21 protein-coding genes and 2 pseudogenes are annotated in these 26356 nt (G+C 67.9%); 8 read left to right on the forward strand and 15 right to left on the reverse strand.

What is annotated here, in order from left to right:
* Nucleotides 1-2: 2 nt before the first annotated feature.
* Nucleotides 3-878, reverse strand: a complete 876-nt coding sequence (locus tag LGM71_RS23890; RefSeq protein ID WP_226116750.1) for an aldo/keto reductase family oxidoreductase — start codon at nucleotides 876-878, stop codon at nucleotides 3-5.
* A 99-nt stretch (nucleotides 879-977) separates the two neighbouring features.
* Here LGM71_RS23890 and LGM71_RS23895 point away from each other — a divergent pair, with 99 nt between their 5' ends.
* A complete protein-coding gene (locus tag LGM71_RS23895) occupies nucleotides 978-1880 on the forward strand; it encodes a LysR family transcriptional regulator (RefSeq protein ID WP_226116752.1) in 903 nt (300 codons plus the stop codon).
* Between the two features lie 58 nt (nucleotides 1881-1938).
* Here the strand turns inward: LGM71_RS23895 and LGM71_RS23900 are convergent, their stop codons facing one another.
* The 5 genes from LGM71_RS23900 to xylA form a co-directional block, all read right to left on the reverse strand.
* Entirely contained in the window at nucleotides 1939-3138 is a 1200-nt protein-coding gene (locus LGM71_RS23900) for a sugar ABC transporter permease (protein ID WP_226116754.1), read from the reverse strand.
* Entirely contained in the window at nucleotides 3135-4694 is a 1560-nt protein-coding gene (gene xylG / locus LGM71_RS23905) for a D-xylose ABC transporter ATP-binding protein (RefSeq protein ID WP_059599638.1), read from the reverse strand. The genes LGM71_RS23900 and xylG overlap by 4 nt, the downstream gene beginning before the upstream one ends.
* Before the next feature lie 73 nt (nucleotides 4695-4767).
* A complete protein-coding gene (gene xylF, locus LGM71_RS23910; protein ID WP_059599639.1) occupies nucleotides 4768-5796 on the reverse strand; it encodes a D-xylose ABC transporter substrate-binding protein in 1029 nt (342 codons plus the stop codon).
* A gap of 109 nt (nucleotides 5797-5905) precedes the next feature.
* Entirely contained in the window at nucleotides 5906-7384 is a 1479-nt protein-coding gene (gene xylB / locus LGM71_RS23915) for a xylulokinase (protein WP_226116756.1), read from the reverse strand.
* Between the two features lie 4 nt (nucleotides 7385-7388).
* A complete protein-coding gene (xylA, locus tag LGM71_RS23920) occupies nucleotides 7389-8711 on the reverse strand; it encodes a xylose isomerase (RefSeq protein ID WP_124901890.1) in 1323 nt (440 codons plus the stop codon).
* A 266-nt stretch (nucleotides 8712-8977) separates the two neighbouring features.
* On the opposite strand from xylA, the gene LGM71_RS23925 reads away from it, so the two are divergent.
* From LGM71_RS23925 to LGM71_RS23935, 3 genes are all read left to right on the forward strand, one after another.
* Nucleotides 8978-10171 carry a XylR family transcriptional regulator gene (locus LGM71_RS23925; protein WP_226116758.1) on the forward strand — a complete coding sequence of 398 codons (1194 nt, stop codon included), beginning with the start codon at nucleotides 8978-8980 and terminating at the stop codon, nucleotides 10169-10171.
* Nucleotides 10172-10198: 27 nt separating this feature from the next.
* Nucleotides 10199-11287: an aldose epimerase family protein gene (locus tag LGM71_RS23930; RefSeq protein ID WP_226116760.1), complete on the forward strand. Its 1089-nt coding sequence runs from the start codon at nucleotides 10199-10201 to the stop codon at nucleotides 11285-11287.
* Nucleotides 11288-11457: 170 nt separating this feature from the next.
* Entirely contained in the window at nucleotides 11458-12618 is a 1161-nt protein-coding gene (locus LGM71_RS23935; protein WP_226116762.1) for an arabinogalactan endo-beta-1,4-galactanase, read from the forward strand.
* 44 nt (nucleotides 12619-12662) lie between these two features.
* Here the strand turns inward: LGM71_RS23935 and LGM71_RS23940 are convergent, their stop codons facing one another.
* The 6 genes from LGM71_RS23940 to LGM71_RS23965 all read right to left on the reverse strand — a co-directional run bounded on the left by LGM71_RS23940 (nucleotide 12663) and on the right by LGM71_RS23965 (nucleotide 20307).
* A complete protein-coding gene (locus tag LGM71_RS23940; protein ID WP_226116764.1) occupies nucleotides 12663-13961 on the reverse strand; it encodes a sugar efflux transporter in 1299 nt (432 codons plus the stop codon).
* Nucleotides 13962-13965: 4 nt separating this feature from the next.
* Nucleotides 13966-15936, reverse strand: coding sequence for a beta-galactosidase (locus tag LGM71_RS23945; RefSeq protein WP_226116766.1), 1971 nt, complete (start codon nucleotides 15934-15936; stop codon nucleotides 13966-13968).
* Nucleotides 15937-15972: 36 nt separating this feature from the next.
* Nucleotides 15973-16824 (reverse strand): carbohydrate ABC transporter permease, encoded by an 852-nt coding sequence (locus tag LGM71_RS23950; RefSeq protein ID WP_226116768.1) that lies wholly within the window; start codon nucleotides 16822-16824, stop codon nucleotides 15973-15975.
* An 11-nt stretch (nucleotides 16825-16835) separates the two neighbouring features.
* On the reverse strand, nucleotides 16836-17753 hold the full coding sequence (locus LGM71_RS23955) for a carbohydrate ABC transporter permease (RefSeq protein WP_059679901.1): 918 nt from the start codon (nucleotides 17751-17753) through the stop codon (nucleotides 16836-16838).
* A 97-nt stretch (nucleotides 17754-17850) separates the two neighbouring features.
* Nucleotides 17851-19089 (reverse strand): ABC transporter substrate-binding protein, encoded by a 1239-nt coding sequence (locus LGM71_RS23960; RefSeq protein ID WP_226116770.1) that lies wholly within the window; start codon nucleotides 19087-19089, stop codon nucleotides 17851-17853.
* Nucleotides 19090-19152: 63 nt separating this feature from the next.
* Nucleotides 19153-20307: an ABC transporter ATP-binding protein gene (locus LGM71_RS23965; protein ID WP_226116772.1), complete on the reverse strand. Its 1155-nt coding sequence runs from the start codon at nucleotides 20305-20307 to the stop codon at nucleotides 19153-19155.
* A 234-nt stretch (nucleotides 20308-20541) separates the two neighbouring features.
* Here LGM71_RS23965 and LGM71_RS23970 point away from each other — a divergent pair, with 234 nt between their 5' ends.
* The gene (locus tag LGM71_RS23970) at nucleotides 20542-21555 is read left to right on the forward strand and encodes a LacI family DNA-binding transcriptional regulator (protein ID WP_226116774.1); all 1014 of its coding nucleotides are present in this window, start codon (nucleotides 20542-20544) and stop codon (nucleotides 21553-21555) included.
* A gap of 205 nt (nucleotides 21556-21760) precedes the next feature.
* Here the strand turns inward: LGM71_RS23970 and LGM71_RS33335 are convergent.
* Nucleotides 21761-21859: pseudogene (locus LGM71_RS33335) on the reverse strand (porin); the annotation flags it as partial.
* Here LGM71_RS33335 and LGM71_RS23980 point away from each other — a divergent pair.
* From LGM71_RS23980 to LGM71_RS23990, 3 genes and pseudogenes are all read left to right on the forward strand, one after another.
* Nucleotides 21855-22013, forward strand: a pseudogene (locus tag LGM71_RS23980) (LysR family transcriptional regulator); the annotation flags it as partial. The pseudogenes LGM71_RS33335 and LGM71_RS23980 overlap by 5 nt on opposite strands.
* Nucleotides 22014-22096: 83 nt before the next feature.
* A complete protein-coding gene (frmR, locus tag LGM71_RS23985) occupies nucleotides 22097-22372 on the forward strand; it encodes a formaldehyde-responsive transcriptional repressor FrmR (RefSeq protein WP_059599650.1) in 276 nt (91 codons plus the stop codon).
* 55 nt (nucleotides 22373-22427) lie between these two features.
* Nucleotides 22428-23537 carry an S-(hydroxymethyl)glutathione dehydrogenase/class III alcohol dehydrogenase gene (locus tag LGM71_RS23990; RefSeq protein WP_059599651.1) on the forward strand — a complete coding sequence of 370 codons (1110 nt, stop codon included), beginning with the start codon at nucleotides 22428-22430 and terminating at the stop codon, nucleotides 23535-23537.
* 207 nt (nucleotides 23538-23744) lie between these two features.
* On the opposite strand, the gene LGM71_RS23995 is transcribed toward LGM71_RS23990, so the two are convergent.
* Both LGM71_RS23995 and LGM71_RS24000 read right to left on the reverse strand, forming a co-directional pair.
* Entirely contained in the window at nucleotides 23745-24938 is a 1194-nt protein-coding gene (locus LGM71_RS23995) for an NnrS family protein (protein ID WP_226116778.1), read from the reverse strand.
* Between the two features lie 176 nt (nucleotides 24939-25114).
* On the reverse strand, nucleotides 25115-26140 hold the full coding sequence (locus LGM71_RS24000; protein ID WP_226116780.1) for an AraC family transcriptional regulator: 1026 nt from the start codon (nucleotides 26138-26140) through the stop codon (nucleotides 25115-25117).
* Nucleotides 26141-26356 lie beyond the last annotated feature (216 nt).

Consider the following 26356-nt stretch of genomic DNA (forward strand, 5'->3'; position numbering starts at 1 on the left):
CCTCAACCGCGGACGGACGCGACACCGTCGAGTTCGCGCACGGCGTCCTCCGGCAACACCAACCCACCGGCGGCGAGATTCTCGCGCAGATGCGCGACGGACGACGTCCCCGGAATCAGCAGGATGTTCGGCGCGCGCTGCAGCAGCCACGCGAGCGCGGTCTGCATCGGCGTCGCACCGAGCCGGGCCGCGATCGCGTCGAGCGTGGACGACTGCAACGGATTGAAGCCGCCGAGCGGAAAGTACGGGACGTAGGCGATGCCGTCGCCCGCGAGCGCATCGACGAGATCGTCGTCGTCCCGGTGCGCCAGGTTGTAATGGTTCTGCACGCACACGATGTCGCAGATCCGGCGCCCTTCGGCGATCTGCGCGGCCGTGACGTTGCTCAGCCCGATGTGCCGCACGAGGCCCTGCCGCTGCAGTTCGGCCAGCGCGGACAGCGGCGCCTCGATCGAGCCTTCTGCCGGGCCGTGCGTGTCGAACATGATCCGCAGGTTGACCACGTCGAGCACGTCGAGACCGAGGTTGCGCAGGTTGTCTTGCACGGCTGCGGCGAGCGCTTCGCCGGAAAACGCCGGCAGCCAGGAACCGTCGTCGCCGCGCTTCGCGCCGACCTTGGTCACGATCAGCAGGTCGTCGCGATACGGATGCAACGCTTCGCGAATCAGCTGGTTCGTCACATGCGGGCCGTAAAAGTCGCTCGTGTCGATGTGGTCGACGCCCGATGCGACGGCTTCACGCAAGACGGCGAGCGCCGCGTCGCGATCCTTCGGCGGACCGAACACGCCGGGGCCGGCCAGTTGCATCGCGCCATAGCCGATGCGGTGAACGCGTCGGCCCGCGACGGAATACGTGCCGGACTGAACAATGGGGGACATGATCGTGCTCCTGTATCGAATGCGTGGCCGCAGGTTACGCCGTGTCGCGCTGCGCGATAACCGGTCATAATCCGCACGACCTGTACGAAAAGGCGAACAATGCAAGTCGATCTGGGCGATCTGAACGCGTTCGTGGCGGTGGCACGGGCGAAGGGCTTTCGCGAAGGTGCGCGCATGGTCGGCGCGAGCGCATCCGGTCTCAGCGAAGCCGTGCGCCGGCTGGAGGCGCAACTCGGCGTGCGGCTGCTGCACCGCACGACGCGCAGCGTGTCGCCGACCGAAGCCGGGGAGCGCCTGCTCGCGCGGCTCGCGCCGGCACTGAGCGAGGTGGAGGCGGCGCTCGACGTGGTGAACACGTTCCGCGAGCGACCGGTCGGCACGCTGAAGCTCAATGTGCCGATGAGCGCGGCGCGGCTCGTGCTGCCGTCCATCGTTCCGCGCTTTCTCGACGCGTATCCGGAGATCCGGCTCGAGGTCGTGGCCGACGAAAACTTCGTCGATATCCTCGCGGCCGGCTGCGACGCGGGCATCCGTTACGACGAGCGCCTCGAACAGGACATGATCGCCGTGCCCATCGGCCCGCGTACGCAACGCTTCGCCACCGCCGCGGCGCCCGCCTATCTCGCGCGGCGCGGCCGTCCGGCACATCCACGCGATCTGCTCGATCACGCGTGCCTGCGCGGCCGGTTCGCGAGCGGCGCGATGCCGGCGTGGGAGTACGAGCGCGACGGCGAAGTGGTCCGGGTGCAGCCGTCGGGCCCGCTCGTCGTGCAGATCGGCGGCGCCGTCGATCTCGTCGTGGACGCCGCCTGTGCCGGGCTCGGCATCGTGCATCTTTTCGAAGACTGGCTTCGTCCGCACCTCGCGAGCGGCGCGCTCGAGCCTGTGCTCGGCGAATGGTGGCGACCGTTCTCGGGCCCGTATCTGTATTACCCGGGGCGGCGTTTCGTACCGGCTCCGCTGCGCGCGTTCGTCGATTTCGTCAAGGCGGATGCCAGGTAGAACGGCGGGCGCCGCCGCCCGGCGCCTGCGCAAGCGGCGATCGCGCCCGCACCGCCCGTCACCGCCGGTTCGAACGCGACACCACGTCGATCCACACCGCCAGCACCAACACCCCGCCCTTGACGATCATCTGCCAGTATGCGTCGACGTCGAGCATCGACATCCCGTTGTCGAGGCTCGCCATCACGAGCGCGCCGATCAGCGCGCCATAGACGGTGCCCGACCCGCCGCGCATCGACGTGCCGCCGATGAAGCACGCGGCGATCGCGTCGAGCTCGCCCATCGTGCCGGCCGACGGCGAACCGGCCGCGAGCCGCGCGGTGTTGACGATGCCCGCGAACGCGCACATCAGCCCCATCAGCGCGAAGATCGCGAGCTTCACACGATCGGTGTCGACGCCCGACAACCGCGTCGCTTCCAGGTTCGAACCCACCGCATAGATGCGCCGGCCGAACACGGTCTGCGTCGCGATCCACGAGAACGCGCCGAGCAGCGCGAGCAGCAGCAGCACGGGCACGGGAATGCCGCCGTAACGATCGAGCGTCGCGACGAACGCGAACAGCACGGCCCCGGCACCGACGACTTTCGCGACGTCCTGCCACAGCGGCACGACCGCAAGCCGGTAACGGTGCCGCGTACCGCGCTGCCGGATGACCAGCAGCGCGACGAGCGCGAACAGCAGGACCGCGAGCCCGTCGCCGACCGCGCGCGGCAGATAGCCCTGCCCGATGAACACGAAGCCGTCGGACACCGGCGCGATCGTCGAGCCGCCCGTCACGCCGAGCAGGATGCCGCGGAACGCGAGCATCCCGCCCAGCCCGACGATGAACGACGGCACGCGCCGGTAGGTCGACCACCAGCCGTTGAACAATCCGACCAGCACGCCGAGCGCGAGCACGGCCGGCACCGTCGCGGCCACGGGCCAGTGGCGATTGACGTCGAGGATCGCCGCGACACCGCCGAGCAGCCCGAGCAGCGATCCGACCGACAGGTCGATCTCGCCCGCGATGATCACGAACACCATGCCGCACGCGAGCATCCCGGTGATCGACATCTGCCGCAGCAGGTTCGACACGTTGCGCGGCGTGACGAACGCACCGTCGGTCAGCACCGAGAAGAACACCCAGATCGCCGCGACCGCGAACAGCAGCGCGAGCACCTTGTAGCGCACGAAGACCTGGCGCAGCGGATGGCCGTGCGTGCGGCGCGCGTCGGTGTCCGGCGGCACGGCGGTGGAGGAAGACAGTTCGGTATTCATGGGGCACTCGCTGCAATGGGTTCGGCCGGCTGCCGCGCGGATTTCAGCGCGGCGCCGAGGATCTGTTCCTGCGTGAGACCGTCATTGACGAAATCGCCGCGCAGCTCGCCTTCGCCGATCACGAGCACACGATCGGCGAGCCCGAGCACTTCCGGCAGCTCGGACGACACGACGATCAGCGCGACGCCGCGTTTCGCGAGCGCAAAGATCAGCCGGTAGATTTCCGCCTTCGCGCCGACGTCGACGCCGCGCGTCGGCTCGTCGAGGATCAGCACCTGCGGATCGGCCAGCAGCATCCTGGCGAGCACGGCCTTCTGCTGGTTGCCGCCGGACAGGCTCGCGATCGGCAGGAACGGATGCGCGGCGCGCACCGACAGACGCTGCATCTCGGTGCGGATCGCGTCGAGTTCGGCGGCCGCGTCGATCCGCCCGTGGGCGGCGAAACGGCGCAGCACCGACAACGTGATGTTGTGGCCGACGCCAAGCTGCGGCACGATCCCGTGACGCTTGCGGTCCTCGGGCACCATCGCGATGCCCGCGCGAATCGCATCGGCCGGCGAGCGGATCGCGAGCGGCCGGCCGTTCATCCGCACGGTCGCCGTGCTCGCGCCCGGATACGCGCCGAAGATCGCCTGCATCAGCTCGGTGCGGCCGGCGCCGACAAGCCCCGCGACACCGAGGATCTCGCCGCGCCGCACGCTGAACGACACGTCGTCGACGCGCTTGCGGCGCGGGTTCGCCACGTCGTGACAGGTCACGTTGCGCGCGTCCAGCACGACGTCGCCGATCTCGTGCGGCTCGCGCGGATACAGGTTGCGGATCTCGCGGCCAACCATCATCGCGATGATCCGGTCGGTGGTCATTCCGCGCATCGGCTCGGTCGCGACGTGGCGGCCGTCGCGGATCACGGTCACGGTGTCGCACACCGCGTCGACTTCGTCGAGCTTGTGCGAGATGTACACGCACGCGACGCCGCGCCGCTTCAGGTCGCGCACGATGTCGAGCAGGATACGCGTCTCGGCGGCGCTCAGCGACGACGACGGCTCGTCGAGGATCAGCAGCTTCGCGCGCTTGTTCAGCGCCTTCGCGATCTCGATCAGCTGCTGGTGGCCGCCGCCGTAGTTCATCACCGGCTGCGCGACGTTGATCGCGTCGATCCGCAGCTCGCGCAGCAGCGCCTCGGAACGCCGCACCATCTCCGCGTAGTGCATGCGCCCGCCGGGCAGCGTGATCTCGTTGCCGAGGAAGATATTCTCGGCGACCGACAGCTCGGGCACCAGCATCAGTTCCTGGTGGATGATCACGATGCCCGCGCGTTCGGTGTCGCGCACGCCGGACGCGACGAGCGGCGCGCCTTCCCAGCGGATCTCGCCATCCCACGTGCCGTGCGGGTAGACGCCCGACAGCACCTTCATCAGCGTCGACTTGCCGGCGCCGTTCTCGCCGCACAGCCCGACGCACTCGCCGGGGCGCACGGTCAGATCGATTCCGTCGAGCGCCTTCACGCCGTCGAATGCCTTGACGATGCCGCGCATCGTCAGCAAGGGTTCCGTCATACGTTGATTGCCTCGCAGTGAGCACGCGGCCGGCCGCACCTGGCCGGCCACATGCATCCTGCCCGTCGTGCCGTTATTGGCTCGCGAGCTGGGCCTGGGTATAGAAGCCGTCCTTCACGACGACGTCGACGTTGCGCTTGGTCAGCAGCGTGGGCTGCAGCAGCACCGTGTCGACCTTCTTCTTCCCGTTGTCGTACTGCGCGTTGAACGCGGGCTTCGTGCCCTTCGCGAGATCGACCGCAAGCTTCGCGGCTTCGCTCGCGATCAGCTTCAGCGGCTTGTAGACGGTCATCGTCTGCGTGCCGGCGATCACGCGCCTGACCGCCGCGAGGTCCGCATCCTGCCCGGACACCGGCACCTTGCCGGCCAGGTGCTGCGCGGCGAGCGCCTGGATCGCGCCGCCCGCGGTGCCGTCGTTCGACGCGACAATCGCGTCGATCCGGTTGTTGTTCGCGGTGAGCGCATCCTCGACGATGCGCAGTGCGGTCGATGCGCTCCATTCGGGCACCCACTGCTGGCCGACGACCTTGATGTCGCCGCGATCGATCGCCGGCTTCAGCACCTTCAACTGGCCCTCGCGCAGCATCTTCGCGTTGTTGTCGGTCGGCGCGCCGCCGAGCAGGAAATAGTTACCCTTCGGCTTCGCGTCGAACACGCCCTTCGCCTGCAGTTCGCCGACCTTCTCGTTGTCGAACGAGATGTACGCATCGACGTCCGCATCGAGGATCAGACGGTCGTACGACACGACCTTGATGCCGGCCTTCCTCGCTTCGGCGACGACGTTGCCGAGCGTCTTCGAATTGAACGGCACGATCACGATCACGTCGACGCCGCGCGAAATCAGGTTCTCTATCTGGGAAATCTGTCGCTCCTCGCTCGCGTCGGCCGACTGCACCGACACCTTCGCGCCGAGCTTCGTCGCGGCCGCGACGAAATAATCGCGATCGCGCGACCAGCGCTCGACGCGCAGGTCGTCGATGCAGAAGCCGATCTCGGGCTTGTCCTTGCTCGCATGTGCGAGCGGAGCGCCGAGCGCGAAGAGCGCCAGCGCTGCTGCGCCGGCAAGGGAACTCAATACGGTACGGCGCGTCACGGATTTCATGTCTCCACTCCTTGTTATTGGACAACCTCACGAACACCGGGCGGCCGCGGGAATGCGCCGCCCGCATCGAGTCACTGCACAGCACGGGATCGCACCGGCGAAGCGCCGCTCACGCGCTCGTTGCAAACACAGGTTCGAGCGCGCGGTAAAGCGCGCGAAACGTCGGCCGCCGCGCATCGCGATACCACGCGTGTCGCGCGGGATCGGGCTCGCGCACCGCGACGATCGGCGGCTGCGGGCACACGTCGTCGAGCGATGCATCCGGTTCGAGCGCGAGATGCGCGAGCCGTGCGGCACCGAGCGCCGGGCCGACCTCGCCGCCCGCGCGCAGCGTCAGCGCGCGTCCGCTCAGGTCGGCGAGCATCTGCGTCCAGTACGCGCTGCGCGAGCCGCCGCCGATCACCGTGATGCCGTCGGGCGCCAGTCCGGCCGCATGCAGCGCATCGATGCCGTCGAGCAACGCGAAGCCGACGCCTTCGAGCGTTGCGTTCGCGAGATCCGCGCGCTGCGTATCGGGCGTGAGCCCGTAGAAGACGCCCTTCGCATTCACGTCGTTGTGCGGCGTGCGCTCGCCGCTCAGGTAAGGCAGGAACCACGGGCGGCTGGCGCGCGCGTTCGCCTCGGCATCGGCGAGCAGCGCCGCGACGCCGTCGTAACCGGCCAGTTGCGCGGTGAAGTCGATGCAGCCGGCCGCGTTCAGCATCACCGACATCAGATGCCATGTATCGGGCAGCGCGTGGCAAAAGCTGTGCACCGCCGATTCGGGGTTCGCGCGAAACCCGTCCGACACCGCGAAATAGACACCCGACGTGCCGAGCGACAGCAACGCGTCACCGGGCCGCACGATCCCGACGCCCACCGCGCCGGCCGCGTTGTCGCCGCCGCCGGCCACCACCGGAATCTCGCGCAGCCCGAGCGAGCGCGCGACGGCCGGCAGCAGCGTGCCCGTTACGCGGTTGCCCTCGTACACAACCGGCATCTGCGTGCGCGACAGCCCGCACGCGGCGAGCAGCGTGTCGTCGTAGTCGCGCTTCGCGACGTCGAGCCAGAGCGTACCGGCGGCATCCGACGGATCGGTCGCGAACGCGCCGGTCAGCCGGTAGCGCAGGTAATCCTTCGGCAGCAGCACGTGTGCAATGCGCGCGAACACGTCGGGCTCGTGGCGGCGCACCCACAGCAGCTTCGGCGCGGTGAAGCCCGGCATCGCGATATTGCCTGTCACCGCGCGCAGCGCGGGTGCGAGCCGCTCGAGTTCCGCGCACTCCGCATCCGCGCGGCCGTCGTTCCACAGGATCGCGGGACGCAGCACGTCGCCCTGCGCATCGAGCAGTGTCGCGCCGTGCATCTGCCCGGTCAGTCCCAGCGCGTCGATGGCGCGCGGATCGATGCCGCCCGCGCGTGCCTCATCGACGAGCGCGGCCAGTGCGCCGCACGCGGCGTCCCACCAGTCGCGCGGCGCCTGTTCGGACCAGCGCGGCCGCGGCCGGCTCACCGTCAGCGGGCGACTCGCGCTCGCCCGCACCGCGCCGTCGCGGTCGAGCAGCACCGCTTTCACGCCCGACGTACCGAGATCGAGTCCGATATACATGGCGTCAGCGCAGGCCGTAGATCGCCTGGTTCACGATGTTCTCCAGCCGCTCCTGCGCGCCGCTCGCATGCCGCGGGTCCACGCCGCGCGCGAGCGCGTCGTCCGCGAGCGACTGCAGCGTATAGCCGCCCGACAGGATCTTGCGGCCGAACGCGTCGTCCCACTGCGCGTAGCGCTGCCGGCGCAGCGCATCGAGCCGGTCGTTCTCGACCAGTACGGCCGCACGTTCCAGCGCGAGCGCGAGCACGTCGATCGCGCCGACATGGCCGTAGAACAGGTCTTCCGCATCGACGCTCTGGCGCCGCACCTTCGCGTCGAAGTTCATCCCGCCGGTCGTGAAGCCGCCGTGGCGCAGGATCTCGTAGAACGCAAGCGTCAGTTCCTCGACGCTGTTCGGGAACTGGTCGGTGTCCCAGCCGTTCTGCTGATCGCCGCGGTTCGCGTCGACGCTGCCGAACACGCCGAGTGCGAACGCGTTCGCGATCTCGTGGTGGAACGAGTGGCCGGCGAGCGTCGCATGGTTCGCCTCGATGTTCACGCGAATCTCGTTCTGCAGTCCGTACTGCACCAGAAATCCGTGCACGGTCGCGACGTCGTAATCGTACTGGTGCTTGGTCGGCTCCTGCGGTTTCGGCTCGATCAGCAGCGCACCCTTGAAGCCGATCCGGTGCTTGTGCTCGACGACCATCGACAGGAAACGCGCGAACTGCTCGCGCTCGCGCTTCAGGTCGGTATTGAGCAGCGTCTCGTACCCTTCGCGGCCGCCCCACAGCACGTAGTTCTCGCCGCCGAGCCGGTGTGTCGCGTCGAGCGCGTGGCACACCTGGGTCGCGGCCCACGCGAACACGTCGGGGTTCGGATTCGTCGCGGCGCCCGCCGCGAAGCGCGGGTGCGAGAACAGGTTCGCCGTGCCCCACAGCAACCGCACGCCGCTCGCCTGCTGGCGCTCGCCGAGATAGTCGACCATCCGCGCGAAATTGGCTGCGTACTCGCGCAGGCTGTCGCCCTCCGGTGCGACGTCGGTGTCGTGGAACGTATAGAAAGGCGTGCCGAGCTTCGTGAAGAACTCGAATGCCGCGTCGGCCTTCATTCGCGCACGTTCGAGCGCGTCGCCAGGCTGCTGCCACGGCCGCTGGAACGCGCCCTGCCCGAAGATGTCGTGCCCCGGCCAGACGAAGGTGTGCCAGTAGCAGACGGCAATCCGCAGATGCTCGGCGAGTGTCTTGCCGAGCACGCGCTTCTCGGGGTCGTAATAGTGGTACGCCAGCGGGTTGTCCGACTGCGGACCTTCGTAGCGAATCGCGGGAATGTGTTCGAAATACGACATGGCGTCTCCGTGCTGGGTCTTGGTGCAGCGCAACGCGCGTCGCGACGACGACGCACGCGGCCGAATCCGGTTGGCTGGATCGTGCCCGCGCGCCTGCCGGCCGGCAATTGCGAAATTGCGCAGCACGCTTAACGTTTCTTGCCAGCCGCTGCGCGCGGCGTGCGTTCCGTCCTACAATCGCCGGACACCAGAGAACCGCGCGGCACCGCCCGCGCGCCCCGGAGACAACGGCGAGACGCCCGAGCGGCGCCCGCCCCGAGACCGACATGACCCGTGCCTCTTCCGCCCAGACACCGCACCGCATCGCGCTGTTGTTCAACGCGAACAAGGTCTACGACCGCGAGATCATCAGCGGCATCGGCCAGTACCTGCACACGACGCGCGTCGTGTGGGACCTGTTCCTCGAAGACGACTTTCGCTGCCGGCTCGCCGGCATCGAACGCTTCGACGGCGACGGCATCATCGCGGACTTCGACGATCCGGCCGTCGCCGACGCGCTTGCCGGCTCGCCGCTGCCGATCGTCGCGGTCGGCTCGTCGTACGAGGATCCGGCGCAGTACCCGGACGGTGTCCCATATATTGCGACGGACAACCCGAAGCTCGTGTCGCTCGCCTACACGCACCTGATCGGCGCGGGGCTCGCGCATTTCGCGATGTACAGCCTGCCGGTCGCGCAGGAGAACCGCTGGGCGCAGCAGCGTGAGCTCGCGTTCGACCGGCTCGCGCGCGCGGACGGGCTCGACGCGCCGATCTACCGCGGCGTGTCGACGAGCGCATCGGGCTGGAATCACGCGATCGAGGAGCTGATCGGCTGGCTGCATGCGCTGCCGAAGCCCGTCGGCGTGATCGCTGTCACGGATGCGCGCGCGCGGCATCTGCTGCAGGCGTGCCTGCTCGCCGGCATCGCGGTGCCGGAACAGGTCGCGATCATCGGCATCGACAACGATCCGCTCACGCGCACGCTGACGCGCATTCCGTTGTCGTCGGTGATCCAGGGCACCGAGGAAATGGGCCGCACCGCCGCGCACCTGCTGCACCGGATGCTGCGCGGCGCCAGGTTTCCCGGGCAGCGCATCCTCGTGCCGCCGGTCGGCATCAACGTGCTCGAGTCGACGCGCCACCAGCCGCTTGCGAGCCCGCACGTGATGCGCGCCCGGCATTTCATCCGGCAGTACGCGTGCCAGGGGATCAAGACCGAACAGGTCGCCGACTATGTCGGCGTGTCGCGCTCGCTGCTCGAAGAGCACTTCCGGCGCGAACTGCAGCGCACCGTGCACCAGGAAATCCTGCGTCACAAGCTCGAGGCCGCGCAGGCGTTGCTCGCGGCCCGCAATGCGTCGAGCGCGGAAGTTGCGATCCGTTGCGGCTTCACGTCGTTGCAATACATGTACGCGGTGTTCCGCCGCGAACTCGGCTGCACCCCGCGCGAATACCAGGAACGCGCGGCGGCGGCTCACTGAATTCACCGCCCACGAGCGAACCCACTCATGCATATCGATACCGACTCTTCCCGCCCGTCAGCCGATGTCGGCCGCATTCCGTCCGAGCCGTGGGGCGCCCTGCCCGGCGGCGATCCGGTGCGGCGCTACACGCTGCGCAACGCGCACGGCATGCGCGTCGTCATCAGCGATCTCGGCGCGACCGTCGTGTCGTGGCTCGCCCCCGACCGCACCGGGCGCTTCGCCGATATCGTGCTGGCGCACGACACGCCGGCCGAGTACGTCGAATCGGGTGCGTACCTCGGCGCGACGGTCGGCCGGTGGGCGAACCGGATCGCGAATGCGCGCTTCACGCTCGACGGCATCGACTACACGCTCGACCGCAACGAGAACGGCAACCTGCTGCACGGCGGCGCGAGCGGCTTTCACCGCGCGCGCTGGGACGTGGTCGACGATCGCGGCGGCCTGACGCTGCGGCTCGATTCGCCGGAAGGCGATGCGGGCTTCCCCGGCAACGTGAGCGTGCAGGTGCGCTACACGCTCGACGACGACGGCACGCTGACGATCGACTACGTGGGCGTGACCGACGCGCCGACGCCGCTGAACCTGACGAATCACAGCTACTTCAACCTGAGCGGACGCGCGGGCAGCGACGTGCGCGGCCACCTGCTGCAGATCCACGCCGACGCGTTCGTCGAAGTGGACGATGCGCTGATCCCGACCGGCACCGCCGACGTGACGGGCAGCGCGTTCGATTTCCGGCAGAGCGCGCCGATCGGCGCTCGCCTCGACTGGCCACATGCGCAGCTCACGCGCGGCCGCGGGTTCGACCACTGCTACGTGCTGCGCGACCACGGGCGCAACGTGCGGCCCGTCGCGTCGATCTACGATCCGGAAAGCGGTCGGGAACTTGCCGTGTCGACGGATCAGCGCGGGTTGCAGCTCTATACGGGCAATTATCTGGATGGCGTGCGCGTGGGCGGCGGCATGCCGTGCGTGCGACATGCGGCGCTGTGCGTCGAAGCCGGGTTCTATCCGAACCAGGTCAACATGGATGCACTGCGCGACGAAACCATCCTTCATCCGGGCAACACCTATCGCCAGACGACGCGATATCGGGTCGGGGTGCGCGGGTAGCGGACATGCCGGTCGCCAGATAGTAGGCAACGCACGCGTTCTTTGCATCGGCATCGGCGGCTGCGCTACGCTCGATCCGGCCTCGCATCGAGGCTGAAATTTAAGCGCTTAAACCGACGAAGCCCGCGATCCTGCGATCGATCGACCGGGCCCGATACTGGAGGATGACGATGAACAGACGATCGATGTTGCGCTGGAGTGTCTCGACCGCGGCGCTCGCATGCGTCGATCTGGCCGGCGCGCTGCCGGCCGTCGCGCAAGGCGTCGCGCGCGCGGCGGGTGGCATCCCGTTCGCGATGGGCGCCGACGTGTCGACGCTGCCGGAGCTCGAGGCGCACGGCGCGCGGTACTTCGACCACGGCCGCCCGACCGACTGCCTGAAGGTCCTGCACGCGCACGGCGTCGACTCGATCCGCATCAAGGTATGGAACGATCCCGGCAATCCGGCATTCTTCCCGGCCAACCAGAGTGATGCGGCCGGCTACAACAACGCGGCCCATGTCGTCGCACTCGCGAAACGCGCGGCCGCGCTCGGGATGCGTATCCTGATCGATTTCCACTACAGCGACTGGTGGGCCGACCCCGGCAAGCAATACCCGCCGCATGCGTGGGCCGGCAAGAATCTCGCCGAAACGTGCGCGCTGCTGTCGGCCTATACGACCGACGTGCTGCGCCAACTGCAGCGCGCCGGCGTGCGGCCGGAGTGGGTGCAGATCGGCAACGAGATCACGGGCGGCATGCTGTGGCCGCTCGGCCGCTACGACCAGTGGGACAACCTCGCGCAGCTGCTGAAGACGGGCCGCGATGCGGTGAAGGCCGTCGATCCGCGCATCAAGGTGATGCTGCACATCGACAGCGGCGGCGACAACGCGAAAAGCCGCTGGTGGTTCGACAGCGCGACGCAGCGCGGTGTCGCGTTCGACGTGATCGGCCTGTCGTACTACCCGCAGTGGCAAGGCTCGCTCGACGACCTGCGCAACAACGCGAATGACCTCGCAGTGCGATACGACAAGGAACTGATCGTCGTCGAGACCGCGTATCCATGGACCACCAGCGACGGCGACTCGGAACCGAACGCGATGACGAACACCGGCTCGACCGCGTTCCCGCCGTCGCCGGCCGGCCAGGCGCAGTTCCTCGCAGCGGTCGTCGATATCGTGAAGGGCGTGCCGGGCAATCGCGGCAAGGGCCTGTTCTGGTGGGAACCGGAATGGATCCCGACGCCGGGTGTCGGCTGGAAGCTCGGCGCCGGCGATCAATGGGACAACAACACGTTGTTCGACTTCCACGGCAACGCGCTGTCGTCGCTCGACGCGTATCGCCAACGCTGACGCATTCGCGTCGTCACCGCATCACCGCACCGACGCATCCCGCGTCAGTGCGGTGCATCGAAGCGGCCTCCGGCAGATGCCGTGGTGCCACCTGCGCCACTCGCACCGCCCCGCTCGCCGTGCGCGTCCCGGGCGAGCAGCGCGAATGCGACGAGCGCGAGCACGCAGCACCCCGCGCACGTCGCGCGATAACCGAACAGGTCGACGCACGCGCCCGACAGCACGCCCGATGCGATCGAGCCGACGCGCGCGGTGCTGAAGAACATCGCGGTCGCGGTGCCGGGACGCGTCGGCATCAGGTCGCACACGCGCGTCATGCCGAGGCACGACGTAATCGCGACCACGCAAGCGCTCAGCAGTTGTAGCGGCAGGATCATGTCCACCCGCGTCACCGCCGCGAGTCCGATGAAATACGCCGCATGCACGGCCGCACACGCTGTCAGCCAGCGCGCCTTGTCGAGCCGCGTCGACCGGATGCCGAGCCAAAGCATCATCGGGATCTCGAGCAACGCGGCGAGACCCAGCGCGGCAGACACGTTGCCCGGCGATCCGCCGAGCCCGCGCACGATGTACAGCGGCAGCACGATCATCGTCGCGTTCGCCGCGAGCCCCATCAGCGTGAGCGCGACGAGGGTGCGCCGCACGCTTGCGCGCGGTGCGACGACGATCTCCGCCGGTGCATCGTCGGGCGGCGGCGCAGCATGGCCCACTGCGCGTACATGAGCCGCCGCCGGCCGCCGCGCGGGCTCCGGAATCCGCGCGATGATCGCCGCGCATGCGACGAAGCCCACTGAAGCGGCGAGAAAAAGCCCGACAAAACCCGTCTGCGCGAGGATCAGCGCGCCGAGCGCGGGACCGAACACCCATGCAACCGACAGCATCGTGCGCAGCGCCGCCGACGCGAGATCGCGCTGCGCTTCGTCGTCGACCGGCAGCACCGCGCGCGCGAACGCGAAGATCTGTGACAGCGACACGGCCCCCGCACCGAGCAGGATCGTGCCGGCCGCGATCACCGGCCCGTGCGCGCGCAGCACGCACAGCAGCGCGAAACCGAGCGCGGCCGCCGCGAGCGACACCACGAGCAACGGCCTGTGCCGGTCGCGGCGATCCGACCAGCGCCCGGCCCACGTGCTCGCGACGACACCGCTCGCCGCGATCAGCGTCATGAAGATGCCCGCGAGAAACGGCGACATCCCCGCCGCCTCCACGCCGAACAGCGACAGGTACGGCGCCGTAAAGGACATCGCGACGCCGAGCATCAGCGCGGCGGCGGACAACGGCAAGAAATGCGCGATCCCGGCGAGGCGCCCGAAATGCGACCGTAGCGACCGCGGCGACTGCATCGCGTCAGTCCGGCTCGACCCATGCGGCGACGTCGACCGCGCCGAGTTCGGCGCCGCCGAGCACGAAGCGCGCACTGTCCGGCGCCGGCAGCGTGCATGGCGCGTCGCCATAGTTGAGCGCGAACACGAGACGCCCGCGCCGGCGCAAGCGCACGCCATCCGGCAACGCGCGGACCGGCAGTCCGGCGTCGCGCGCGCAGCGGGCGACGATCGCACGCAACAGCGCGTGGTCGAAGCAGGCGGTTGCCATCGTCACGCGGCCGCGCCGCACGAGCGCGGGCACGCCGTCGTCGCAGGCAGCAAGCACGTCGATGCCGGTCGCCGATTCCATATCGACGTGATCGCGCCATTTCAGCGCATGGCCATCGATGCCGTCGAACGCGACGCGCGGTGTGAGCGACGGCCGCAGCGACTCGACCTGGCCGATTCGCACCGGCAGCACGTCGCGCAGCTTGCCGGGTGCGAGGCCCGGCGCGATTGCGAATTCCGCCGTGCGCGAGCCCGTGCGCGGCCCGAACAGCCAGTGCGCGTCTCCGCACGCCGCCTGCTCGACGACACGATCCGGCACAACCGGCAGCGTCGGCGCGACGACGAGTGCATAACGCGACACGTCGGCGTCGGCCGCGACGATGTCGACGTCGAGCCCCAGTTCGCGCAACGCGCGATACCAGTCGAACGCGTGCTGCTGGTAGTCGAAGTCGGCGCCGTGCGGCTGGATCCGGATCATCCAGTCGGCCTCGTAATCGAACAGCAGCGCGACGCGTGCGGGCTCGTGCGTGCCGGTGACGAGCCCGATATCCAGCGCGGCCAGTTCGCGTGCGACGCGCGCCACTTCGTGGCCGCCCGGCGACAGCCGGTCGTCCGGCGCATTCAGCCCCGAGTGCAGTTGCTCCTGCGCATGTGGATACTGTCGCCAGCGGAAATACGACACGAGTTCCGCGCCATGCGCGAACGCTTCCCACGTCCACAGCCGCACCGCGCCGGCATGCGGCACCGGGTTGTACGGCCCCCAGTTCACGGGCCCCGCCTGTTGCTCCATCACCCACATCCGCCCGTTGCCGACGCCGCGATACAGGTCGTGCGAGAACGCCGACACGTCCGGGTGGCCAGTACGTGCCCAGCGTCGCTTGTCCGCTTCGTCGAGCGGCAGCACTTCGGTGCGCGGCACCGGGTAGCTGTCCCACGCGGCGACGTCGAGGCCGCCATGCGCGAACGCATAGTGATCGAACTCGGTAAAAAAGCCCATGAAGTTGTGCAGCACGTCGCGGCCCGGCGCGTGCGGACGGATCGCATCGACCTGCACGGCGTGGAACCGCGCGACCTCGTCCGACTGATAGCGGCGGAAGTCGAGCAGATGCGTGGGATTCGCATCGGTCGGCGTATGGCGCGGCAGTTCGATCTCGTCGAAACCGCGATACTCCATGCTCCAGAATACGTTGCCCCACGCGCGGTTCAGCGCGCCGATGTCGCCGTAGCGCACCGCGAGCCACGCGCGAAAGCCTTCGAGCGCCGCGCGCGTGTAGCTCGGCAGCGTGTTGTGACAGCCGAGCTCGTTGTCGGTCTGCCATGCGATGACCGCCGGATGCGCACCGTAGCGTCGTGCCATCGCGTCCGCGATGCGCACGCAGTGCTCGCGATACACGGGGCTCGCGATGTCGTAATGGCGGCGCGAACCGAACTGCCACACCGCGCCGTCCGCGCCGACGGGCAGGATCTCCGGATGGCGATCGACGAGCCACTTCGGCGGCGCGGCGGTCGGCGTGCCGAGGACGATCTTCAGCTGCTGGCTGGCGAGCGTGTCGATCGCTTCGTCGAGCCACGCCCAGTCGTAGCGGCCCGGCTCCGGCTCCATCCGGCTCCACGCGAATTCGGCGATCCGCACGCGGGTCAGGCCCAGTTCGGCCATCCGCCGCGCATCGCGGGCCCATTGTTCGCGCGGCCAGTGTTCGGGGTAGTAGCAAACGCCGAGGTGCATCGTGGGTTCCTTGCAGAAGAAAATGGATGTGACGGATCAGCCTTTCGTCGCGCCGAACGTGAGCCCCGCGACGAAGTGCTTCTGCATCGCGAAGAACATCAGGACCGACGGCAGCGCGGCGAGCACCGAGCCGGCCGACACGATGTTCCATACGGTCGTCCACTGCCCCTTGAGCGCGGCGACGCCGACCGTGATCGGCGCGGCGTCGTCGCCTTGCGTGAGGCACAGCGCCCAGAAGTAGTCGTTCCACACGAACGTGAACACGAGGATCGCGAGGGCGGCGAGCGCCGGCCGCACGAGCGGCAGCACGACGCGCCAGTAGATCGCCCACTCGGACGCGCCTTCGACGCGCGCGGCCTCGATCAGCTCGAACGGCAGCTCGCGGATGAAGTTGCGCAGGAACAGCGCGCAGAAGCCGGTCTGGAACGCGGTATGAAACAGCACGAGCGCCCACACGGTGTTGTAGAGGCCGACGCCGAGCATGATCTGCCGCACCGGGATCATCAGGATCTGGATCGGCACGAAGTTGCCGGCGACGAACAGCCCGAGCAGCACGAGATTGCCGCGGAACCGGTAGTTCGCGAGCGCGTGCCCCGCGAGCGACGCGAGCAGGATCGATGCGGCGACGGACGGCACCGTGATCAGGATGCTGTTCGAGAAGTAATGCAGCATCGGCGTCTGCGTGAGCGCAGCGCCGTAGTTGTCGAGCAGCGCGAACTGCTTCGGCCAGTCCCAGTAACGACCGGCCATGATCTCGTCGGTCGAGCGGACCGACGTGACGAGCACCGCGAGCAGCGGCACGAGCCACAGCGCGAGCGCGCACGGCAGCGACAGCCGGTACAACCAGCGGGCGGGACGTCCCCAGCGGGACACGGGCATCGGATACATTTTCGTGATCCTTATGATTCGACGCGCACCAGCTTGCGTAGCTGCCACACGATATAGACGAGCATGATCGCGAACAGCACGACCGCGATCGCGGCCGAATAGCCTTCGCGGTAGTACTTGATCGCCTGGTCGACCATGAAGTACGCGAGCACGGTGGAACTGTCGAACGGGCCGCCGCCCGTCATCACGGAGATCAGGTCGAAGCTGCGCAGCGCGCCGATCACGGTCAGCACCACCGCCATGAAGGTCGCGGGCCGCAGCTGCGGCAGGATCACGTGCCACAGCAGCGTGAAGCCGCGCGCGCCTTCCATGCGCGCCGCCTCGACGATCTCGCCGTTGATGCCCGTGAGCCCGGTCAGATAGAGGATCATGCAGAACGGAATCTGCGGCCACAGCGCGGCGGCGATCACGCCGAAGGTCGCATAACGCGGATCGCCGAGCACCGGGATCCCGTGCCCGACGATCAGCTTCAGCAGCCCGAACGTCGGGTCGTAGAACCACGAGAACACCAGGCCGACGACGACGCCCGGCAACACGAACGGCGCGAAGAACAGCGACTTCACGAGCCGGATCCCGAACACGTTCTGGTTCAGGTACAGCGCGAGCGCAAGGCCGAGCGGCGGTGCGGCGAGGAACAGCACGAGCCACAGCACGTTGTTCTTCAGCGCGACGTAGAACGTGTCGGACTGCAGCAGCTCGCGGTAGTTGTCGAGCCCCGCGTACGTCATCGGCGTCATCCCGTCCCAGTGATGGAAGCTCAGCCAGATGCTGCTGACGATCGGATACAGCACGAACACGGTGAAGAGCGCGAAACCCGGCAGCACGAACAGCAGGGCCGCGCGGTTGCGGCGGCGCGCCAGCGACGCACGCGCATGCCGCCGCGGGCCGGCTGCGCGGCGCGCGGTGCTTTCGGACAGGCTGGTTGACATGAGATTACCTTCGACGAGACGGACGTAACTGACGAAACGGACGCGACGGCGGCAACGACGCACCGGGCCGGCGTGGCCGGCCCGGCCGCGCGGCGCGTTACTTCCGGTAGATGCGCTTGCGGGTCTGCTCGAGGCGCTGCAGGATCGCATCGAGCTGCGTCGGGTCGGACAGGAACTGCTGCATCGCCTTCATCCCCTCGTCCGCCATTTCCTTCGTCATGTCGCGGTCGTAGAACTGCGCGATGCCGCCCGGCGTGGTCGCGAGCGTGCGGAAGCCGATCTTCGAGATCGGGTCCTGCGGCTCGGGCGCCTTGTTGTTCGACGGCAGTTGCCCCATCCCCTTCGCGAACTCACCGTTGACCGCCGGTTGCCCCATGAACGCGAGCAGCCGACGCGCATCCGCCTTGTTGCGCGCCTTCGCCGGCACGATCATCACGTTGACCGGGCCGTCTTCGGCAAGCGGCACCGACGCGTCGATCACCGGGAAGCGGAAGAAACTGATCGGGTTGCGCGTCGCGCTCAAGAGGCCCGCCGCATACCAGGTGCCCATCAGCGTCATCGCGGCCTGGCCGTTGACGATCAGCGGGCTCAGCGAATCGACGTCGTAGGACAGTGCGTTGTCGATGAAATACTTGTCGTCGATCAGCTTCTTCCATGCCGCGTACACGGCCCGCACGCGCGGATCGGTGTAGGCGACGTCGCCGGCCATCAGCTTCTGGTGGAATGCGTAGCCGTTGATCCGCAAGTCGAGGTAGTCGAACCACGCGGCCAGCGTCCACGCATCGCGTGCGGCCACCGCGATCGGCGCGATACCGGCCGCCTTCAGCTTGCGGCACGCATCCAGAAACTGAGCCCAATCGGCCGGCTCACCGTGAATGCCGGCCTTCTCGAACAGGTCCTTGCGGTAGAAGAGGCCATACGCGTCATAGCCGAGCGGCAAACTGTAAAGCTTGCCGCCGTAGGTCGACGACTGCTTGACGGCCGCATACGTGTCGTTCCAGCCGTTCTTCTGCCAGTCCGCGCTCAGGTCCTCGATCAGCCCGCGCTTCGCGAAATACGCGAGCCGCTCGCCGTTGTTCCAGCTCAGCACGTCGGGCGGATCGGTCGCGAGCCAGCCGGACATCTGCACCTTGTACGCCTCCTCGCCGACGTAGCTGACCTTCAGGTCGACGTCCGGATTCGCCTTGTGGAACTGGTCGAACACGGCTTGCCACGTCGCGCGCTGGTTGCCGCGCGCGGCGACGTTCACCTTGAGCGTGCCCGCGTCGGCCGTCCCCGCCGCGAGCGCGGCGGCAGTCGTCAGGGCAAGCAGCAGTCGGCTCGCACGAAGTTTCATCGTTGTCTCCTGGTATTGGTGTGATAGGTGCCGCGTCGCGCGCGGCGGGTCGGCATTGCGCCGCTATGCGAACGCCGCTTCGGCGTGGATGGCCGGCAACGCGATGCCGGCCTCGTCGAACACGTGACAGCGCGACGACGGCACGTGGAACGCATGCCGCTCGCCGCGCCGCATCGCGGCCTGGCCGGGCAGTTTCGCGAGCAGCGGCACGCCGCCGGGCTGGTCGAGATGCACGTAGGCGGCTTCGCCGAGTTGCTCGACGAGCGCGATGTCGCGGATGATCGTGGGCGGGTCGGCATCGCCCGACGCGGCGACCGTCAGATGCTCGGGACGAATCCCGAGCGTCACGCGCGCGCCGCTGCCGATGTGGCGCGGCAGCGGGCGATCGCGCAGCGTCAGTGTTTCGCCGGTGCCCTCGAGCCGCAGCCGGCAGCCATGCGCATCGGCCGCGTCGACGACCGCCGGCAGGAAGTTCATCCGCGGCGAGCCGATAAACCCCGCGACGAAACGGTTGGCCGGCCGGTGATACAGCTCGAGCGGCGCGCCGGCCTGCGCGATGCTGCCGAAGCGTGCGACGTCGTCGCCCGCGTGCAGCAGCACAATCCGGTCGGCAAGCGTCATCGCCTCGATCTGGTCATGCGTCACGTAGACGGAACTCGATTGCGTGAAGCGTGCATGCAGGCGGGCGATTTCGACGCGCGTCTGGCCGCGCAGCGTCGCGTCGAGATTCGACAGCGGCTCGTCGAACAGGAACACGCGCGGCTCGCGCACGATCGCGCGGCCGATCGCGACGCGCTGCCGCTGGCCGCCCGACAACGCCTTCGGCTTGCGATCGAGCAGCGCATCGAGTTGCAGGACACGCGCGGCCTCGGTCACGCGGCGCCGGATCTCGTCCTTCGGCGTGCCGGCGATGCGCAGGCCGAAACCGATGTTGTCGAACACGGTCATGTGCGGAAACAGCGCATAGCTCTGGAACACCATCGCGACACCGCGCTCGGCGGGCGGCGTGTCGTTCATGCGCGCGCCGCCGATCCGAAGCTCGCCTTCGGTCACGTCCTCGAGCCCGGCGATCATCCGCAACAGCGTGGACTTGCCACAACCCGACGGACCGAGAAACACGCAGAACTCGTGCGACGCGATCTCGAGGTTCACGTCGCGCAGCACCGGCGCATGGTCGCCGTAGCGCTTCGAGACGTCCTTCAATGAAATGGCGGTCATCGCGCTCTCCTCTCCTGGTCAGGCGCTTCGGGACGCGAAATTTAACCGCTTAAATTCCGGTGGTGCGATTCGCCCTGTTCGCCGTACCATGTCGTCTCCTTGATCTGATGTGTCGAGAAATTAGCGTATCGCTTGTCCTTGTGCAACTTGTGGGACGCACTCCCAGAATATGAGCAGACACTCCCTCGCTTCCCTTCCCTCGTGCAGCATTGCCCGCCCGGCCCGAGGCCGTGCATGGTGACGCTCGCGCAAGTCGCGCGGCGCGCGAACGTCACCGCGGCGACCGTCTCGAACGTGCTGCGCAATCCGCAGAAGGTGAAGCCGGCGACCGTCGAGCGCGTGATGGCGGCGATCCGCGAGCTCGGCTATCGGCCTAACCTGACCGCGCGGGCACTGGCCGAGGGCCGCACGTCCACGCTTGCGTTGATGCTGTCGAACATCACGAATCCGTTCTATCCGGAATTCGTGCTGGCAGCCGAGCGCGAGGCACGCAAGCGCGGCCATTACCTGCTGGTGTCGAATACCGACGACGATCCGGCGATCACGCGCAACTACCTCGAGCGGATCGCCGGCACGCTTGCCGCCGGCGCAATCGTGATGAACACCGACCTCGCGGAAGCCGAACTCGCCGACATCGCACGCCACGGCGCGTCAATCGTGCTGTGCATGTGGGAGCACGTGCATGCGTCACGCACGCTGCCGTGCGTCACCGTCGATTTCGCGGCGGCGGGCGCGCTGGCAGCCGCGCATCTGTCCGGGCTGCGGCATCGCGCGTTCGGCGCGCTCGTCGGCAAGGGCTCGGGCGGTCCGCAATCGGTGCGCTTGCGCGGGTTCGCGGACGAACTCGCGGCATGCGGCCATCCGGCGGAGGCGTTGACGACGGTGTCGGCTCATGATTCGATCGAAGGTGGCTACGAAGCGGCCGCCGCGCTGCTGCGGGAGAAGCCGGGCCTCACCGCGCTGTTCGCGACCAATGACCTGATGGCGATCGGCGCGATGCAGGCAGCCGCCGATCTCGGGCTGCGCGTGCCGGCCGATCTGTCGGTGGTCGGCATGACCGATATCCAGCTCGCCCACCAGTTCCGCCCCGCGCTGACGACGGTGCGGTTTCCGACGTCGCAGATCGCCGCGCGGGCGATCGCGCTGACGCTCGACATGATCGACGGCGTCGAGCCGGCTGCCGCCGTTCATACGATCGGGGCGCCGGAGCTCGTGGTGCGGGAATCGACGGGGGTGGCGCGGGATTGACGCACGGAGCGCGCCGCGTCGACGTCGCGCTCCGGCCGGCCGTTCTCGCGTTCGCGTGTCAGCGTAAATGGCTGCCGCTCCCCGCTCAGAACTTCCACGACAGGTTGCCGTACAGCGCATGGTCGCTGGCGTTGCCGGGATCCGCCGATTGTGCGAGCGGGTGACGCCAAGCCGGCCGCCCGTCCCGTTTTCGATTCCGATCCGGTCAGAACTCGTGCCGAATCCCCGCATGCACCATCAGTTGCTTCGACGTCGACGACAGATCAGCAGCCCCCGGCACATATCCCCGGTCGAGCGACGAACCGAGCGAACTCGGTATCGTCACGCGCCGCATCAGCACGCTGAGCGGCGCCGCGCGCTGCTTCATCGACTGCCTGCTGCCGATGATCCGTCGGCATGCGCGGTCGGCGCGCAACGAGGATCTTGCGCTGTCCCGCCCGCTCACGCTGCTGATCTGACGGTGTGCCCGGCAGCGATTCCGTATACCTCCGCGCCACATTGTTCTATACTGCCCCCCAGTATCCGGAAACCCACAGATCCCATGCCGCATTCCCCCGAAGAAAAGAAACGCGTCCTGACCCGCGTGCGCCGTGTTCGCGGGCAACTGAATGCGCTCGAGCAAGCGCTTGAGGAGGGCGCGGACTGTGGCCCGATACTTCAGCAACTGGCTGCCATTCGCGGCGCGATCAATGGCGTGATGGCCGGCGTGCTCGAAAGCCATTTGCGCGAGGAATTCACCCAGCTCGCGGACGCATCGCGCCCCGCTTCCGGGTCGATCGACGATATCGTGACCCTCGTTCGGTCCTACTTGCGCTGACCGGTGCGGAATCGTCGACCTATCGATCCATTCGATGATTTTTTAAAGGATTGCCATGAAATCACGTGCTGCAGTTGCGTTCGAGGCGGGTAAGCCGCTCCAGATCGTCGAAATCGACGTCGAACCGCCCCGCAAGGGCGAAGTGCTCATCAAGATCACCCATACCGGAGTCTGTCACACCGATGCCTTCACGTTGTCGGGCGACGATCCGGAAGGCATCTTTCCGGCCGTGCTGGGCCATGAAGGCGCCGGCATCGTTGTGGAAGTCGGCGAAGGCGTGACGAGCGTGAAACCCGGCGACCACGTCATTCCGCTGTACACCGCCGAATGCGGCGAGTGCCTGTTCTGCAAGAGCGGCAAGACCAATCTGTGCGTGTCGGTGCGCGCCACCCAGGGCAAGGGCGTGATGCCCGACGGCACCACGCGTTTCAGCTACAACGGCCAGCCGATCTATCACTACATGGGCTGCTCGACGTTCAGCGAATACACGGTCGTCGCCGAAGTCTCCCTCGCGAAGATCAACCCGGACGCGAACCCCGAGCAGGTCTGCCTGCTGGGCTGCGGCGTCACGACCGGCCTCGGTGCGGTCAAGAACACCGCGAAGGTGCAGGAAGGCGATACGGTGGCCGTATTCGGTCTCGGCGGCATCGGCCTCGCGGTGATTCAGGGCGCCAAGCTCGCGAAGGCCGGCCGCATCATCGCGATCGACACCAACCCCGGCAAGTTCGACCTTGCGCGCGTGTTCGGCGCAACCGACTGCGTCAATCCGAAGGATCACGAAAAGCCCATCCAGCAAGTTATCGTCGAAATGACCGGCTGGGGCGTCGACCACAGCTTCGAGTGCATCGGCAACGTCAACGTGATGCGTGCCGCGCTCGAATGCGCGCACCGCGGCTGGGGCCAGTCCGTCATCATCGGCGTCGCGGGCGCCGGCCAGGAAATCTCCACGCGCCCGTTCCAGCTCGTCACCGGTCGCCGCTGGCTGGGTACGGCATTCGGCGGCGTGAAGGGCCGCTCCGAACTGCCGGGCATGGTCGAGGAAGCGATGGCCGGCACGATTCAGTTGGCACCGTTCGTCACGCACACGAAGCCGCTCACCGGCATCAACGAGGCATTCGACTTGATGCACAACGGCGAGTCCATCCGGACCGTCGTGCATTTCTGAAATACGCGCAACGCGATCGGCTGCAGTAACCGGTCTCGTTGCGCGATACCGCCGGCAAGCCGCGATGCTTGCCGGCGCGACGCATTCTCCGAACCATCGCTTATCAGACCGGCAACGGTCGACGTCTCATGACGCCGTGCCCGGCGCGCAAGGCGGCTCTGATGCTGCGCCCGACGCTTCCTGCAGCGATCCGACGACGCGCGAGCGTCAATCCTGGCGACCGTCCGCACGCGGCGACATCAGGAACGGCGCGTAGTGAACCGCATACGCCGCGAACGCGACGATCCAGCACGCGCCCGACGCATCGAGCCAGACCGTGTACGGCACACCCGGCACGAGCGGACCAAACACGCGAATGACTGCCGCACCGATCACCAGCCAGTAACACAGCTGCTCCCACGGGCCCGCGACGAGCATGCGTCCCGTGTGGCCGAGCGCCGTGCGCGTGATCATCGCGATGATCGCGCCGCCGATCGCGCCGACGGTCAACGCGTGCACGGCGAGCGAGTGCGCGACCGCGCCAGCGAACGACAGCGCGAGCAGCACGAAGCCGACCGGAATCCACAGACAGGACACGTGCAGGATCCACACGATAGGCCGCTTGCCGACGCGCCATGAATGCCATCCGGCAAGGCGCCACGCATGCAGCACGGCGGTCGCGAGCGCAGCGACGACCAACAGCATATCGGGTGCACCGAGCGCGTCCGCGAACAACGTCAGCGCGACCGCGGGGGCCGCGAGCGCGTCCACGATCCTGAAGCGGTGAATCTTGAAGCCGGGAATCGCATTCATCGTGAACATCGGCACGATGCGTCCGGTTATCACGGCGACGAAGAACACGACCAGCCCCGTCGCCGCGTAGGCCGCACGCAACGCGAGATCGGCCCGACCCGTCGTCACCGATACATGGAACAGCGCATTCAGCGCGCCGAACAGCAGCAGCGCGACCGGCAGGAACACGTTGTGACGGTTCTTCGCCGAAATGAGCACGCGCAACAACACGATGGCCGTCACCGGCAAGAACAACGAATCGACGACGGCCGCGAGCATCGGCGGCCCCGACCAGACGAGCACGCGTCCGGCGAGCCAAAGCAGCCACAGCGCCGCGAGCGCCGGGCCGCGCAGCGTCTCGCGCGAAGTCCAGGCCCGCGTGGCGGTCAGCAAGAAGCCGACGACGATCGCGGCGACGAAGCCGAAGATCATCTCGTGCACATGCCACATGAGCCCGGTCATCGGACCGGCACGCCCGGCGACAGGCACGCCGTGCCAGGCCGCAAGCCACAAGATGATGGCGACGCTCGCGAACAGCGCGCCGGTCAGATAGAACGGCCGCAGGCCAAGCTGCAGCAGCGGTGACGTATCGGGCGCCGACGGGGCTCGCATCGGCTCGCTGATTTTCATGTGCGTCTCCGGCAATCGAGGATGACGTCATTCATCCTAGCGCGGTGAGGCGCGAGACGGGAGCGTGCCCCTACGCGGCGCAGTGGCATCGCCCGCGTTCATGACATGCGTCAAGCGCGCGCTTCACGCATGTGCCAGACTTCAAAAAGTGAGCCTGCGTTGCGGCTGCCCTCCCGTCAGCACCGCGCACGCCGCATCCGGAGCGTGGCCGACGGCGATTCCCCGAACGCGCGCTTGTAGTCGATCGCGAACCGCCCGAGGTGCGCGAAGCCCCATTTCAGCGCGACGTCCGTCACCGATGCGAGCCCCGGTGTCGCGTCGTCGAGCAGTTCGTCGCGCACATGTTGCAGCCGCAACTGGCGCACGAATCCCATCGGCGTGATGCCGTGGCGATTGCGGAATCCGGCGAACAGCGTGCTCGGGCTGACGCCCGCGAGTTCGGCCAGCCGTTCGATCGTCAGCGGCTCGTCGAGATGCGCACGGATGTATTCCTCGACGCGCCGCACGTAGAACGGCGCGAGCGGCGCCGGCGCGGGGCGTGTGCCGTTGCGTGCGCTGTTCGGGTGGCCGTACAGCAATAGGTTGAGCAGCGTCGATTCGAGTTGCTCGAATGCGAGCGGATGGCGCAGCGGATGCCCGTCCGTCGCGATCGCGTTGGCCAGCATCGGCAGCATTTGCGCGAGACACGCGCCCTGCTGCGACGACAGGCTGAATTCCGGCTCGAACTCCACCGGCACGCGCCGGTCATCGCCGACATGCCGCTGCGCATGCCGCTCCATCACCTCGCGCTCGATGCGCAGGATCACTTGCGGGCACGCCTCGCCCCACCGCATCCGGAGCGGCAGCGTCGGCGACAGCAGCGACGCGGTGTCGGGCGACGACACGAAGCGCGTCGCGCCGCACTCGATCTCGGCGTCGCCGCGCAGCGGAATCTGCAACAGATAGAAGTGCTCGAGCGGCCCCGGTTCGATCGACACTTCGCCGCCGTAGTCGAGCAGATTCAGCGACAGATTGCCCCAGCGCGCATGATGCATGCGGCCGTGCAGCGCGCGCGAATCGCCGGTCAGCGTAAGCCGATGCGGTTTGAACACGTCCGCAACCCGCGCGCGCACCTCGTCGACGTCATCTGACTGCAGCAGCAGCGTGTCGTGGTTGAAACAGGCAGCGTCACCCAGCCAGCCCGCTCCGCAAAATTGCCCCATCGAAATTCTCCCGTCGTGCTCGATTGCACCTGCGCCGTGCACGCGTTCCCGATTCCGGGGAACCCCGTCGCACGATCCGGATAGCGTCCGGAGTATCCGGACAGTCCGCCTCGTTACACTACGCAAGCCCTGCGCACATCACGCAAGAAGTGGACCGTTCGCGCATCGTAGAAAACTGTGCGGACCTTCCGCATCCGCACATACCCGCAGTGCGCC

The sequence above is a fragment of the Burkholderia sp. AU33545 genome (assembly GCF_020419685.1).
Lineage (GTDB): Bacteria > Pseudomonadota > Gammaproteobacteria > Burkholderiales > Burkholderiaceae > Burkholderia > Burkholderia diffusa.

What these genes read in the sequence shown, in the direction of transcription:
- LGM71_RS23890 (WP_226116750.1), bottom strand. Translation starts at nt 878, where the DNA reads ATGTCCCCCATTGTTCAGTCCGGCACGTATTCCGTCGCGGGCCGACGC.
- LGM71_RS23895 (WP_226116752.1), top strand. Translation starts at nt 978, where the DNA reads ATGCAAGTCGATCTGGGCGATCTGAACGCGTTCGTGGCGGTGGCACGG.
- LGM71_RS23900 (WP_226116754.1), bottom strand. Translation starts at nt 3,138, where the DNA reads ATGAATACCGAACTGTCTTCCTCCACCGCCGTGCCGCCGGACACCGAC.
- xylG (WP_059599638.1), bottom strand. Translation starts at nt 4,694, where the DNA reads ATGACGGAACCCTTGCTGACGATGCGCGGCATCGTCAAGGCATTCGAC.
- xylF (WP_059599639.1), bottom strand. Translation starts at nt 5,796, where the DNA reads ATGAAATCCGTGACGCGCCGTACCGTATTGAGTTCCCTTGCCGGCGCA.
- xylB (WP_226116756.1), bottom strand. Translation starts at nt 7,384, where the DNA reads ATGTATATCGGACTCGATCTCGGTACGTCGGGCGTGAAAGCGGTGCTG.
- xylA (WP_124901890.1), bottom strand. Translation starts at nt 8,711, where the DNA reads ATGTCGTATTTCGAACACATTCCCGCGATTCGCTACGAAGGTCCGCAG.
- LGM71_RS23925 (WP_226116758.1), top strand. Translation starts at nt 8,978, where the DNA reads ATGACCCGTGCCTCTTCCGCCCAGACACCGCACCGCATCGCGCTGTTG.
- LGM71_RS23930 (WP_226116760.1), top strand. Translation starts at nt 10,199, where the DNA reads ATGCATATCGATACCGACTCTTCCCGCCCGTCAGCCGATGTCGGCCGC.
- LGM71_RS23935 (WP_226116762.1), top strand. Translation starts at nt 11,458, where the DNA reads ATGAACAGACGATCGATGTTGCGCTGGAGTGTCTCGACCGCGGCGCTC.
- LGM71_RS23940 (WP_226116764.1), bottom strand. Translation starts at nt 13,961, where the DNA reads ATGCAGTCGCCGCGGTCGCTACGGTCGCATTTCGGGCGCCTCGCCGGG.
- LGM71_RS23945 (WP_226116766.1), bottom strand. Translation starts at nt 15,936, where the DNA reads ATGCACCTCGGCGTTTGCTACTACCCCGAACACTGGCCGCGCGAACAA.
- LGM71_RS23950 (WP_226116768.1), bottom strand. Translation starts at nt 16,824, where the DNA reads ATGTATCCGATGCCCGTGTCCCGCTGGGGACGTCCCGCCCGCTGGTTG.
- LGM71_RS23955 (WP_059679901.1), bottom strand. Translation starts at nt 17,753, where the DNA reads ATGTCAACCAGCCTGTCCGAAAGCACCGCGCGCCGCGCAGCCGGCCCG.
- LGM71_RS23960 (WP_226116770.1), bottom strand. Translation starts at nt 19,089, where the DNA reads ATGAAACTTCGTGCGAGCCGACTGCTGCTTGCCCTGACGACTGCCGCC.
- LGM71_RS23965 (WP_226116772.1), bottom strand. Translation starts at nt 20,307, where the DNA reads ATGACCGCCATTTCATTGAAGGACGTCTCGAAGCGCTACGGCGACCAT.
- LGM71_RS23970 (WP_226116774.1), top strand. Translation starts at nt 20,542, where the DNA reads ATGGTGACGCTCGCGCAAGTCGCGCGGCGCGCGAACGTCACCGCGGCG.
- frmR (WP_059599650.1), top strand. Translation starts at nt 22,097, where the DNA reads ATGCCGCATTCCCCCGAAGAAAAGAAACGCGTCCTGACCCGCGTGCGC.
- LGM71_RS23990 (WP_059599651.1), top strand. Translation starts at nt 22,428, where the DNA reads ATGAAATCACGTGCTGCAGTTGCGTTCGAGGCGGGTAAGCCGCTCCAG.
- LGM71_RS23995 (WP_226116778.1), bottom strand. Translation starts at nt 24,938, where the DNA reads ATGAAAATCAGCGAGCCGATGCGAGCCCCGTCGGCGCCCGATACGTCA.
- LGM71_RS24000 (WP_226116780.1), bottom strand. Translation starts at nt 26,140, where the DNA reads ATGGGGCAATTTTGCGGAGCGGGCTGGCTGGGTGACGCTGCCTGTTTC.